At 60.1% G+C, this 12,086-nt stretch carries 11 protein-coding genes; 7 read left to right on the forward strand and 4 right to left on the reverse strand.

The annotated features are described in order from the left end of the window. The first annotated feature begins 27 nt into the window (after positions 1–27). From OKW29_RS01860 to OKW29_RS01885, 6 genes are all read left to right on the forward strand, one after another. Positions 28–1,173 carry an acyl-CoA dehydrogenase family protein gene (locus tag OKW29_RS01860; protein WP_429289760.1) on the forward strand — a complete coding sequence of 382 codons (1,146 nt, stop codon included), beginning with the start codon at positions 28–30 and terminating at the stop codon, positions 1,171–1,173. Between the two features lie 44 nt (positions 1,174–1,217). Continuing rightward, on the forward strand, positions 1,218–2,411 hold the full coding sequence (locus OKW29_RS01865) for a CaiB/BaiF CoA transferase family protein (RefSeq protein ID WP_429289761.1): 1,194 nt from the start codon (positions 1,218–1,220) through the stop codon (positions 2,409–2,411). After that, positions 2,408–2,851 carry a MaoC family dehydratase gene (locus tag OKW29_RS01870; RefSeq protein ID WP_429289762.1) on the forward strand — a complete coding sequence of 148 codons (444 nt, stop codon included), beginning with the start codon at positions 2,408–2,410 and terminating at the stop codon, positions 2,849–2,851. The genes OKW29_RS01865 and OKW29_RS01870 overlap by 4 nt, the downstream gene beginning before the upstream one ends. Positions 2,852–3,040: 189 nt before the next feature. Continuing rightward, complete coding sequence (locus tag OKW29_RS01875; protein WP_187631447.1) at positions 3,041–3,934, forward strand: helix-turn-helix domain-containing protein; 894 nt, start codon at positions 3,041–3,043, stop codon at positions 3,932–3,934. 145 nt (positions 3,935–4,079) lie between these two features. Then, a complete protein-coding gene (locus tag OKW29_RS01880) occupies positions 4,080–5,303 on the forward strand; it encodes a glycoside hydrolase family 88 protein (RefSeq protein ID WP_429289763.1) in 1,224 nt (407 codons plus the stop codon). Positions 5,304–5,349: 46 nt separating this feature from the next. Further along, positions 5,350–6,507 (forward strand): fumarylacetoacetate hydrolase family protein, encoded by a 1,158-nt coding sequence (locus tag OKW29_RS01885; protein WP_429289764.1) that lies wholly within the window; start codon positions 5,350–5,352, stop codon positions 6,505–6,507. Between the two features lie 105 nt (positions 6,508–6,612). Here the strand turns inward: OKW29_RS01885 and OKW29_RS01890 are convergent, their stop codons facing one another. The 4 genes from OKW29_RS01890 to OKW29_RS01905 form a co-directional block, all read right to left on the reverse strand. Then, positions 6,613–7,182, reverse strand: coding sequence for a transposase (locus tag OKW29_RS01890; protein WP_429289765.1), 570 nt, complete (start codon positions 7,180–7,182; stop codon positions 6,613–6,615). A gap of 154 nt (positions 7,183–7,336) precedes the next feature. Next, positions 7,337–8,059: an IS6 family transposase gene (locus tag OKW29_RS01895; RefSeq protein ID WP_429289766.1), complete on the reverse strand. Its 723-nt coding sequence runs from the start codon at positions 8,057–8,059 to the stop codon at positions 7,337–7,339. Between the two features lie 328 nt (positions 8,060–8,387). Next, a complete protein-coding gene (locus OKW29_RS01900) occupies positions 8,388–9,833 on the reverse strand; it encodes an IS1182 family transposase (RefSeq protein ID WP_429289767.1) in 1,446 nt (481 codons plus the stop codon). A gap of 381 nt (positions 9,834–10,214) precedes the next feature. Then, entirely contained in the window at positions 10,215–11,405 is a 1,191-nt protein-coding gene (locus OKW29_RS01905) for a TIGR03118 family protein (RefSeq protein WP_429289768.1), read from the reverse strand. Positions 11,406–11,735: 330 nt separating this feature from the next. Between OKW29_RS01905 and OKW29_RS01910 the strand changes: the two genes are divergently transcribed. Next, the gene (locus tag OKW29_RS01910) at positions 11,736–12,032 is read left to right on the forward strand and encodes a hypothetical protein (RefSeq protein WP_429289769.1); all 297 of its coding nucleotides are present in this window, start codon (positions 11,736–11,738) and stop codon (positions 12,030–12,032) included. The last annotated feature ends 54 nt before the right edge of the window (positions 12,033–12,086 follow it).

Raw genomic sequence — 12,086 nt, forward strand, 5'->3', positions numbered from 1 at the left:
ATCTACCGCTTTTTCACAGAGTCGAACATGCCGCATTGGTTAAACGAACAACACACCGCGATACGCGACGCCGTGCGCCGTTTCGCGGAAAACGAAATCGCTCCTGTCTCGGAAGAGCTTTGGGAAGCGGAAGCCTTTCCTTATGACATCTGGCAACGTGCCGGCGAGCTCGGCTTCGCCGGCCTGCCCTATCCGGAGAGTTGGGGTGGCGGCGGTGGCGAATGGCTTTCCTATGTGATCGTGTTAGAAGAACTGGCACGGGTAGATTGTGCGATCGCCAACTCGCTCATGGCCAATTCGACGGTCGCGAGCCTGCTCTCCAACTATGGCACCGATGAGCAAAAGGACCGCTATTTGCGCCCGATCCTCGACGGCCGCAAGGTCGGCGCGATCGGATTATCGGAGCCCAACGCAGGCTCCGACGCGGCCAACATCGCGACACGTGCGACGCTGGAAGGCGACCGATGGATCATCGATGGATCAAAGACCTTCATTAGCAATTCCGGCACGGAAGTAACCGGACCGGTCGTCATCGCCGCGGTAACGGGCACGCGCCCTGACGGCCGCAGGGAAATTTCCAACTTCATCGTGCCTAACGGCACCCCCGGTTTCAGCTACGGACGCAAGCTGCGCAAGATCGGCTGGCGCGCATCGAGCACCTACGAGTTGTACTTCGAGCGCTGCGCGATCCCGGCCGCCAACCTGCTCGGCGAACGCGGTGCGGGCTTGCGACAGACGCTCGCCCAGATCAGCACGGGCCGAATCCTGATCGGCGCGCTCGCGCTAGGCATCCTGCAGGGCTCACTGGATCGGTCGATAGCGTACATGAAGGAGCGGCGCGCATTCGGCAAGCCAATCGCCGAATTCCAGGCGCTGCAGTTCAAGATCGCTGACATGGCGGCCCACGCGCACGCCGCGCGGCTGATGCTCTACGATGCCGCCGCGCTGAAAGATGCGGGCGTTCGCTTCGATCAGCCAGCGTCGATGGCCAAGCTCTTCGCCACCGAGCGCGCGATGGAGGCGGCTCATCAGGCGTTGCAGATACATGGCGGTTACGGCGTGATGAGCGAGTACCCGGTGTCGCGCGCATTCGGCGACGCCAAGGTGTTGGAGATCGTCGAGGGGACCTCGGAGATTCAAAGAATGATCATTTCGCGAAACCTGCTTGCCTGAGCCCTCAGTCAAACAGATACGGACACGCGGTCAGGAGACAAGTCATGCTAGAAGGCATCAAGGTGCTAAGTTTTACTCACTTCTTGCAGGGCCCCGCCGCCGTGCAGATGTTGGCTGACGTCGGCGCGGACGTAATCAAGATCGAACCGCCGGGCGGCGCGTTCGAGCGCAGTTGGACCGGCTTCGATGCGTATGTCGAAGGGGTGAGCATGTTTTTCCTGCTCGGCAATCGCAATCAGCGCAGCATCTCGCTGGATCTGCGCGACGAGCGCGCGAGAGAGATCGTCTGGCGGCTGATCAAGGAAGCCGATGTCCTGATCGAAAACTACCGCCCAGGCGTCCTGCAGCGCATGGGCTTCGGTTACGACGATGTCCGCGAGATCAATCCGCGGCTCGTGTACTGTTCGTGCACCGGCTACGGGTCATCGGGACCCTATCTCAAGCGGCCAGGGCAGGACCTGCTGCTGCAGGCCATGAGCGGCATGACGATGCTCTCCGGCGAAGCCGATTCCCCGCCCACGCCAGTCGGATCCGCGATCGTCGACCAGCACGCGGCGGCGTTGGCAGCCTTCGGCGTCGTCGCGGCCTTGCAGGCGCGTGAACGTACCGGCAAAGGCACGCTGGTCGAAAGCAACCTGCTCAACGCGGCGCTCGATCTTCAGATCGAGCCGTTCACCTACTACCTGAACAAGGGACCACTCTGGCCGCGCACAAACCCGTCGACCGGCAGCCGGTTCCATCCGGCGCCCTACGGGATTTACCGGACTCTCGACGGCTGGATCGCCGTTTCGCTCACGCCGACCGAGAAGCTGGCGGCGGCCTTGTCTCAACCCATGCTGTCCGCGTTTTCGCACCCAAAGGACAATGTGCGCCGCCGCGACGAATTGAACCGCATCGTGTACGACGCGCTGACCACGCGCACGACGGCCGACTGGATGACGACCTTCGACGAGCACGACATCTGGTACGCGCCCGTGAACGACTACGATCAGGTCGAGGCCGACCCGCAAGTGGCGCACAACCGCATCATCATGGAGGTCGACCATCCGCAGGCCGGGCCGGTTCGTTTGCTCGCGCATCCGGTTCGATACGACGGCGCAGCACCACCGCTCACCCGTCAGCCGCCGCGGCAAGGGGAGCACACCCGCGAGGTGCTCGCCGAACTCGGCTACGAGCCGCACGAAATCAATACGCTGGTCGAAGCCGGCGCGGCGCTGACCGAGCGGAGAACCGCATGAACACTTATCCGAATCAGTGCCACGAGATGCTGCGCTTTGACGATATCCAGATTGGCCGCTGCCAGATCCTGGTGCGTACGATCGCGGAAAGTGACGTGAACGCTTTCGGCCATCTGTCGGGCGACCTGAATCCGTTGCACATGGATCGGCACTTCGCGGCACGCACGCCATTCGGCCAGCGCGTGGCGCACGGGCTGCTGACCGCGGCATTGGTGTCGACGACGCATACCGGGTTGACCGGTCCCGGCTTCGTCTACGTTGGGCAGGAGTTGCGCTTTCTCGGACCCGTCTTCATCGACGATACGATCAAAATCCATGTGACCGTAGTCGAGAAAAAACCCGCCAAGCGCATCCTCGTGATGGACACGATGATTCGCAATCAGGACGGCAAGACGGTGCTGACCGGCCTGTCGGCGCTGAAGGAATTGCGTTTCCAATGAGCTGACAATTAGCAGGCGAGGCCAAACCCGTGCGGGTTTTCGACAACAGCCGTCACGCCGCTTTGCTAATTACAATTACGCCACGTTCGATGCCGAATCGGCGAAGGAGAAACAGCACGCTTGACTTAGCCAGGGAGTGAGCTGGCTGAGCGAGCCAGATAAGTGCGCTGGATGCAGGAGACAAATCAAATGCCTAGCGGTTGTGGATGTGAGTTGCCGGTCTTCAAGATCGCCCACTATGAGTATGGGTCGCGAATCAAGTCGATCGATTTTCATCTCGCGCCTCTCGAAGATATGAAATCGACGTTGCCGTATCCTCATCGGCACGAGTTCTATCACATCGTCTGGGTCGAGTTGGGCAGCGGCCACCACATCATCGACTCGATTCGCTACGAGGTGCGGCCCAATACGCTTTTTTTCATGGCCCCGGGCCAGATCCACGATTTCGCGTTGTCCGAAGACACCGTCGGGCACGCGATCAGTTTCTCGTCCGAATTTTTCGCGTTCAAGGTGCAGAACCGCCATTCGCAGACCGAGATTCCCGTCTACGATTTCGAGCGAATTCCTAACACGGTTTATATGAGCGACGCACAAGCTCAGGACCTTCATCGTGTGCTGGATGGAATCAATGCGGAATATCAGGGTGAAGAGGCAGGCTACGAGGACGTGATCTGGTCATATCTGCGGGTTCTGCTAATCAAGTCCGCGCGCCTGGGCGGCGACGCCGTCACCGAGGTCAATTCGTCGCGTAGCGTGCTGTTGTCCCGACGCTTCAAAAGCCTGCTGGAAAAACATTTCGCCACAATCCACGACGTCGCTCGCTACGCATGCCTGCTGAACGTCACGGAACGCGCGTTGAACGATGCAACGCGCCAGGCGCTCGGCAGCACAGCGGCCAAGCTGATTCGTGAACGCGTGATGCTGGAAGCGAAGCGTCTGTTGCTGCATTCCGAGGTCAATGTGGCGGAGATCGCAACACAGCTTGCCTTCGACGACCCGGCCTACTTCAGCCGATGTTTCCGCAAGCACACGGGCCGCTCGCCAATCGACTTCCGGCGCAGCCTGGAGAAACTGAGCATTTGAAGCAGTGGGACGATAGGAGTCCGGGTGCGACGTAGGAAAGTCCAATATAAGCCGCGCTTCGTCCTAACCGCTGGAACCGCCGCGCTCCTAGAATTTGCGTGCCCCCGTCACTCGGGAAACGCGAAAGTCATTAGGAGACAAAGCCGTGAATGCTTCGTACCAAGACCAAGGACTGTCCTCTGACCGGTCCGCCCTCTTCACCGATATCCTCGATCGCATTGCGACCAAAGTTGCAGAGGACGAGCCGACGCTCGGCGTCGAATTCCCCCAGATCACAGCGCCCGACGGAAAGTGGGTCCGGCTTCCGGCGTCGCTGTCCGCAGGCTACAGCGGTTCAGCGTGGAGCCACGGCAATTGGTTTTGTGGGTTCTGGGTCGGACTTTTGCTGACGTCGTATTTGCACACCGGCAACGACAAATACCTCTCGTGGGCCCGCGAGCGCATGCGTCTCGTCGCGCAGCGCGCGCTGGATCCTAACACGCACGACATCGGCTTTATCTTCGACAGCAGCGCCGTCCCCGGCTACGAAATCACCCGCGACTCGTGGTACGCGCAAATTGCGATGGAAGCCGCGGACAAACTGCGCGCGCGTCTTGTCACCACGCGCAGCGGCGCCTATCTCGCTTCCTGGGGTCCGCTTGACGATCCGCGCGGACGCAGCGCCTCGGCTATCGACACGATGGCTAATCTATCGTTGCTTTACTGGGCGGCGAACCATTCCGGGGACGGCAGTTATCGCCTCGCCGCCGAAGCGCACTCCGTCATGACCGCCAAGGCGTTTATCCGCCCCGACGGTTCGACTTATCACGCGGTGGAGTACGACGTGACAACCGGTGCGCGTCAGCGCGGCTACACGTTTCAAGGCGCATTCGACGAATCGGCGTGGAGCCGGGGCCAGGCGTGGGCCGTCTATGGCTACGTGAACACGGCGCGTGAGACCGGGAAGCGCAACTGGCTAGACCTTGCCGGGCGGCTAGCGGCGTACTATCTGCGCCGGCTCGATGGACGTCCTGTGCCACCGTGGGATTTCGACGCCACTGGCGCGGACGCGGAAATCAAGGACACTGCCGCAGCAGCGGTGATGGCGTCAGCGCTGATCGAGATGGGCCGTCTGCATCCCGACCCTGCTGATGCGGTTCGCTGGCGCGAACACGGACTCGCGATGCTCGAAGCTCTATGTCGTGACGAGTTTGCCTACGAACCTGCGCAGCGGGGACTTTTGAGGAATTCCTGCTATTCGAAGCCGCACAATGAAGGCGTCGATGGCGCGACGATGTTCGGCGATTTCTTCTTCGCGGAAGCACTGAGTCGCGTGATGCTGCCAGGCAGGCTTCGGCCGGCCGACACGCGACGCGTATCGCTCGCTTGAAGCGTGTCTCCCTCGCGGTTCCCAACTCTCGCTAGCCAGGCCGTCCATGATATCGAACGATCTTCCGCATTTTGTACCTACTGACCTATCCGATGCCCTGCTGGTCGGACGCATCTGGCGAAACGCGCCGATAGACGGGCCGTCGGTCGTCGTTGTTCGTGCCGGTCAGGCCTTCGACATCACGGCGTCGGCGCCGACGACCTCCGATCTGTTCGAGCACGTGGACCTCGTTAAGTTTGTGCATCACGTCGAGGGCGAGGCGCTTGGTCCCGTCGAGAACATCGGCCGCGCATTGCTGGCGCCGTGCGATCTTCAGGCCATCAAGGCATGCGGCGTGACCTTTGCCGCGAGCCTGCTCGAACGGGTCATTGAAGAACAGGCTAACGGCGACGCGACTCAAGCCGGCACGGTCCGGGCGACGATCGCGCAACTGATCGGCACTGATCTCTCCAGGATTCGCCCCGGCACGGCAGTTGCCGACTGTCTGAAGCGGGAACTGGAACGGCGCGGCACATGGTCGCAATATATGGAGGTCGGCATTGGGCCGCACGCAGAGGTGTTCACCAAGTCTCAACCGATGTCGGCGGTCGGCTACGGCGCGGACGTTGGGCTGCACCCGGCCTCCCGCTGGAACAATCCCGAGCCAGAAATTGTGCTGGCGGTAAACAGCCGCGGAACGATCGTCGGCGCAACCCTCGGCAACGACGTCAACCTCCGCGACATCGAGGGCCGCAGTGCGTTGCTGCTCGGCAAAGCGAAAGACAACAACGGCTCATGCGCGATCGGTCCTTTTATCCGGTTGTTCGATGAACGCTTCACCATGGACTCGGTGCGGGCGGCCAGCGTGTCGCTCAGGATAGAAGGCGCGGACGACGGATTTATTCTCGAAGGCGTGAGCCACATGCGCGAGATCAGCCGTGACCCAGAGGAACTTGTGGCCCAGACTGCCGGGCCGCATCACCAGTATCCAGACGGCTTCATGCTGTTCCTCGGCACGATGTTCTCTCCAATTGAAGACCGGCATGCTCCGGGCAGCGGCTTCACGCATCACCTCGGGGACAAGGTGACGATTGCAACGCCGGAGCTCGGCGCACTTGTCAACACCGTGCAGTCGTCAACCGAAATCGCGCCCTGGCGATTCGGCGTACGCGCTCTTTACGAGACCCTTGCAAAACGGCGGGCACTTGCCCGCGCCATGGCGTAGGTATCTCGATATCGGAGTTTGCATTATGATCAGGACCGCGAATGCAACAGGCGTGAGCAATCACGGCGCGTGCCGCAGTCAGTGAAGTGCGAGCCCCGCGCTGGTTCAGCAGTAGTGGCGCAGGTTAATCATCGTATAGGCAAGCGTCTTGAACGCGTAGTGAACGTCACTGATGCGTTCAAAGCGCAGCAGCAGACGGCGGAACTTGTCCTCCCAGGCGAAGACCCGTTCAATGGTCCTGAAGCGCTCCTCGAAGATGGCCGGATCGTAGCGCTGCTTGCGGCCCCGCTTCGGTATTTTGCGTCCGCGCGGATTCTCGGGGATGTTCGGGGTCATGCCGCGATTGAAGATCGCCTTGCGGTTGGCCCTGCAGTCGTAAATGCCATCCAGGCTGACGATTGAACCGTGCAGGTCCGCGCCAATGGCGCGGGCCATGGCGGTAAGGCCGGGCAGCGCGTCGCGCAACAGCGGTGATTCGTTGCGGTTGGCGGGAGCGCTGATGAATGGAGCAATGACGTTGCAGTTGCGATCGCACAAGGCCACCACCTTGTCGCCCTTCAGATGCTTGTGCCCGCTATACCCGAGATTGTCGCCGCCTTTCTTCGCCGCCGTCGTGGTGCCGTCGCCGTGGATGACCGAAAGGTCAGGCAGCTGGTCCTGATGAAGTTGCTGCACCGAGCCCGAAAAGATGGCATCGATGCAACCATCGGCCTGCCAGCGACGAAACGTGCGGTAGATGCGCGTATAGTGAATTTCAGGGTGACCTTCTGCATGGTTCTGTCGCGCTAACGATTACAGCTTGAGTAAAGCGTGATATCAGTAGGACTACTTACACTGCCAACGAGTAGAATTGTTCGGCTGTAGTCGAGGCGACGCCATCGTCACACAACTGCCCCTTGCGGATCATGTGTGCGATCTCTATGCCAGACAGGATGATGCGCGCACAGCGGAAAGCCTTGAACCCCAGCATCGGTTTGATGATGCGTTTGATGGCACGGTGATCCTGTTCGACGACGTTGTTCAGGTATTTGTTTTGACGGACCTTGATCGGTGTAAAACGCTCGGCATTGAGCGCTTCAAGCGCAGCCAGATTCGCACCGCTGCAGTCCACGGTGATTGTCTCGGGCTCGCCGTTCTGTTCAATCGCCTTCTCGAAGTAGCGGCGTGCCGCGGCCTTGTCCCGATGGGCGCGCAGCAGGAAATCCACCGTGTTACCTGTCTTGTCGACGGCACGGTACAAGTATTTCCATTGACCTTTGACCTTGACGTAGGTCTCATCGACGCGCCAGCTTTTGCCCACAGGCCGTTTGCGTTTGCGGAATGCTTTTTCAAGCACCGGCAGCAGCTTGATAACCCACCGGTGCACGCTCGAATGATCCACCTCAATACCCCGCTCGGCCATCATTTCCTCGAGGTTACGTAGGCTCAGTGAGTACGCCACGTACCACCGCACGCACAGCAGGATCACGTCCAGCGGGTAGTGCAGCCGCTTCAGTACCTTGCCAATGCCAGCGGGCAGCGTCTTGCGTGGCGCCTTCGTCTTTGCCATCATGCTTCTCATGCGTTGCGGTCGACGGATTTTACTTGACCGCGTTAATGCGACAAAACCGTTTGGCGAGCAGGTTGCGCATACGGGACAGAGCGACGCTGTGTGCGATCGCGTCGACTCGGCGTGAAGACACTATCCAGGTCGGCACGGGCAACCGCAGGGCTCCCAACGGATCGACATGACGCGGTAGCGTAAGGCAATAAGCGGCCGAGGGTGTGTGGAAACTGTTTTCTTATCGCTGAAGGCGAGTTCGCCAGCCTGGCTAATCGGGACTGGTAGATCGGGTTCGCGCTAACGTAACGTCGCAAGTGCAAAAAAGCCCCTCAGGGCCTTAGGTTTCAGCCATCCTCATCGCCTTTATTGTCGCGGCAACCCCAAGTATATTCATGACGCGCTTCAGGTTGTAGGCCAATACCTGAAGACTCATTTCAGTGCTCACCCTCCCGAGCGTCCGGGTCAGGAAGTGCGTGGCACCCATCCATTGCTTGAGCGTACCAAATACATGCTCAACGGTACTCCTGCGCATGGTCATTGCATCTGGCTTCCGCTCGAGCCGACGCTGCATGGCTTCCAGTATGTGTTCGTGCTCCCATCGTCGGATGCGACGATAGTCGCTGGGAGAACATCTCTCCTTGAGATGGCAACGCGGGCAGGCACTGGGCCAGTAGACCTGCAGAGTCATGTCATGCTCAACGGTTGTGAATCGACGAATTGCACGCTCGCCAGCAGGGCATCGATATTCGTCGTTCCTCGCAACGTAGACGAAGTCTCGCTTGGTAAAGAGTCCCTTCTTCCTTGATGCGGAGGTGAGTGGTTTCGGGACATACGTTTTGATCCCGGCAAGTTCGCACGCGAGGATATCCGGACCGCTGTAGTAGCCCCGGTCAGCCAGCACTTTCAGCTTCGGCTTACCCATCGCGTTCTTCGTCGACAAAGCCATCGTGCTGAGTTGCCCCTGATCGCTTCCGATATTAGTCACCTCGTGTTCAACGATCAGATGATGTTTCGTGTCCACGGCGGCCTGCACGTTGTAGCCGACCGTTCCGGTTCTTTTGCCACCACTGGTCATGGAACGGGAGTCTGGATCCGTAAGCGACAACTGTCCGTCCGGTTGTGTCTTCAACTGCTTTTTGATCTGTTCGAGCTCACGCATCCGCTGGCGCAAGCGAGCGATCTTCTCGTACAGACGCACGGTCTTCACATCGAAACCTATCGGATTGGTCCGATCTGCGGTTTCAATCGCGTCGAGGTATCGCTGAACACTTTCCTCAATCTGCTGCTGACGCTTGTCGATCTTGCCAGCCGTGTAGTTCCTGTCACGGCTGTTCACAGCCTTGAACTTGCTGCCATCGATGGCGACCGTGTCGCTGGCGAGCAGCTTGAGTCCGCGACACAGTTCGACGAAACGCCGGCATACATTGCGAATTGCCGTACCATTGTCGCGACGAAAGTCTGCGATCGTCTTGAAGTCCGGTGTCAGACGTCCGGTCAGCCACATCATCTCGACATTGCGCTGGCATTCGCGCTCAAGACGCCGGCTGGATGGTACCCGGTTCAGATATCCGTAGATGTAGATCTTGAGCATCACACCAGGATGGTAGGACGGGCGGCCCGTGATTGCGGGCGTGGTACCGTTGAAACCAGGTTCCGCAAGGTCCAGTTCGTCGACGAAGACATCTACGATCCTGACCGGGTTGTCCTCTCCGATGTAGTCATCGACGCATTCGGGAAGTAGTGCGACCTGCTTGCGGTCATCGCCTTCAACGAATCGCTTCATGAGTCACCCGATCTCAATGCGTTGATTCAGTTTAGGCGATCAATGCGTTTTCACACACCCTCGGCCATGAAGCGCCATTCGCTCCCATCATTGCTCGGCCACTCAGAGAACGGCTCCACCCAATAACCGGCCGTTCCATGCCGCGAAGATGAACTCTGCATCATCGTGGCATTGCTCGCTCAGACGGCGGAGGACAGTGCGCAAGGTGAAGCCTCCCGGAGCAGGGCCGGCGATTCATCAGCGTCGAGCGAAGCGCCGGTCGCGTCCGGTGAGTTCCGCGACCGGCTGATTTGTGAGTCTTCGGCTCGAACTGCAATCTATATCGTCAATGGTCGGCGATGTCGTGCTTCTCGAGTTGCCCGGGGAGCAGCGCGCTGCCGGCTATTGCCCGTTCTGAGCGGACGCTCGTGCCTTCGAGCCGCTTGCCGGGGCGATGATACCGAAGAGTCCATTTGCCTCCTTGTTAGGACCTGCCGAGAAGTACAGCGTGTCCGGGCTCGAATTGCGGCCGCCACCAAGTGTCAGCGTCCACAGGCCGTCGATAGCCAGTGGATTGCCGAACTCATTTTCCAGCTGATCGACGAATGTGCCGTCGTTGTTGAAGACATTGATTCGACCATCGCCGAAGTTGCCAATGAGAATCTTGCCGCTGAAGCGGCCGAACGCAAACGATGCGCGTGCGATACCCCACGGCGAGTCGAGCGGCCCTCGGCTCGCAAAGCGACGCAGCAGGTGGCCGTCGGTATCAAATACGTCGACGAATCCATGACCGCGGCCTGCATCGTCGTCGTGCTTCTGTTTGTCCTGCTTCGCGTAGGTGACGAAAAGGTCCCCCTCGATGTTCGCGATGCCAAACGGGGCGTAGCCAGCCGGGATGTTCGGGTCGGCGAAGCCACCGTCCGTCGCCGCAGGCGTGAACAGGCCGTCCGAACCGTTCGGCCCAAATACATCGATCCGACCCGAGCGGAAGTTCGTCGCAAACAGGAATCCTCCTTGCGCATTCACTCCGAAGACGAGCCCCTTGTAGACCGCCCCGCTGGCGGCGGAGGGATTGGACGAGTTATCGACTGCGATCACGGCGTTGTTCGCCGGATTCAACCCACCGGCCCAAGCGGAAATCGTGCCGTCTTCCGTTGCGAAGATGAATACGGCCGGGATCTTGGTACCTGGCACGAGAAACGCCGACGAAGGATTCCATACAATCCCGGTTGGCGCCGCGGGCGTGGGATTCGGTGGACTCTTGGGAAGGACGGGATGACAGGCGCCGGCCGGTATGACGTTGCCTGGCAGCGGGATGGACACCTGCAGCGTCGTCACCTTTGTCCCCTCGCCGTCATACAGCGTGGAGCAGCCTGTGGCATTGTCGTTGATCCAGAATGGACTTCCTGCCGGACTAAAGGCAATACCCCAGGCGTTCTGCAGTACCCCGTCGACCTTCGGGGCAGCGCCTGCGACGTTGGACGCGAGCGGTGTGACGACATAGGCATCGTCAGCGGCGGCATGCGCGATTGTGAAACCGGCGGCGAGGACAATCATGGCCGCCGCTTTGAGACCCCACGAGATCTGAGACATAACTTTCCTCCTCGTCTGACTGGCGAGAAATCGCCGCAGGCTAAACGAACGCTGTACTTCAAATATTCCCGCCCGGCTCCCAAAAATTCACTGGTCACCCGGTCGACTGGCATGAATGGCCCGCCGGATCACGGTTGGGGCGCGGTACTGGCCGTGGCAGGCATCTTTTTGCCAGGGCAGCTGCTCGTGTTTGCGGCTTTGCCTTCCAGAAGGGCTCAGTTGGGTCGAAAAGAGCGACTCTCGAGGACCGAGACTCCGCCGATACGAACCTCGCGCGATCCTATTCACGGCGCGCCTCCCTGACCCCCTCCGCGGTAGCCGGGAGGAACGATGCTTGCTGCTCCTGCGGCGGATCAACCGAAGGAGCGTGATAGGGCCGAAGGGCACAAGCCGGGCGAGAAGCTTCAGACGTCTGGCATCTACAAGGTGGTGAGAGAGGGCGACGCCGGCTCCGGCTTCAAAGTGACATGCGTCGAAGGCGGCCATTTTCCGCCCACACGCAGCGGCAAGGGTGCGCACTACGAGTTGGTTCACGGCGCGGCGCAGGGAAGGAGACGTTTTCTTCTCTCAATAGCAGCATTTCGTGGCGTAACCTGGGCGATGCGATCTACGCCAGAGAGCTGCTGACGCGGCCGCGCCGATACCGATCAGTCATTCCTGCAGCGCGCCACAGCCACGCAG

Source organism: Paraburkholderia sp. CI3 (genome assembly GCF_050436505.1).
GTDB classification, from domain to species: domain Bacteria; phylum Pseudomonadota; class Gammaproteobacteria; order Burkholderiales; family Burkholderiaceae; genus Paraburkholderia; species Paraburkholderia tuberum.

What these genes read in the sequence shown, in the direction of transcription:
- OKW29_RS01875 (WP_187631447.1), top strand. Translation starts at nt 3,041, where the DNA reads ATGCCTAGCGGTTGTGGATGTGAGTTGCCGGTCTTCAAGATCGCCCAC.
- OKW29_RS01865 (WP_429289761.1), top strand. Translation starts at nt 1,218, where the DNA reads ATGCTAGAAGGCATCAAGGTGCTAAGTTTTACTCACTTCTTGCAGGGC.
- OKW29_RS01910 (WP_429289769.1), top strand. Translation starts at nt 11,736, where the DNA reads ATGCTTGCTGCTCCTGCGGCGGATCAACCGAAGGAGCGTGATAGGGCC.
- OKW29_RS01895 (WP_429289766.1), bottom strand. Translation starts at nt 8,059, where the DNA reads ATGATGGCAAAGACGAAGGCGCCACGCAAGACGCTGCCCGCTGGCATT.
- OKW29_RS01860 (WP_429289760.1), top strand. Translation starts at nt 28, where the DNA reads ATGCCGCATTGGTTAAACGAACAACACACCGCGATACGCGACGCCGTG.
- OKW29_RS01885 (WP_429289764.1), top strand. Translation starts at nt 5,350, where the DNA reads ATGATATCGAACGATCTTCCGCATTTTGTACCTACTGACCTATCCGAT.
- OKW29_RS01900 (WP_429289767.1), bottom strand. Translation starts at nt 9,833, where the DNA reads ATGAAGCGATTCGTTGAAGGCGATGACCGCAAGCAGGTCGCACTACTT.
- OKW29_RS01870 (WP_429289762.1), top strand. Translation starts at nt 2,408, where the DNA reads ATGAACACTTATCCGAATCAGTGCCACGAGATGCTGCGCTTTGACGAT.
- OKW29_RS01905 (WP_429289768.1), bottom strand. Translation starts at nt 11,405, where the DNA reads ATGTCTCAGATCTCGTGGGGTCTCAAAGCGGCGGCCATGATTGTCCTC.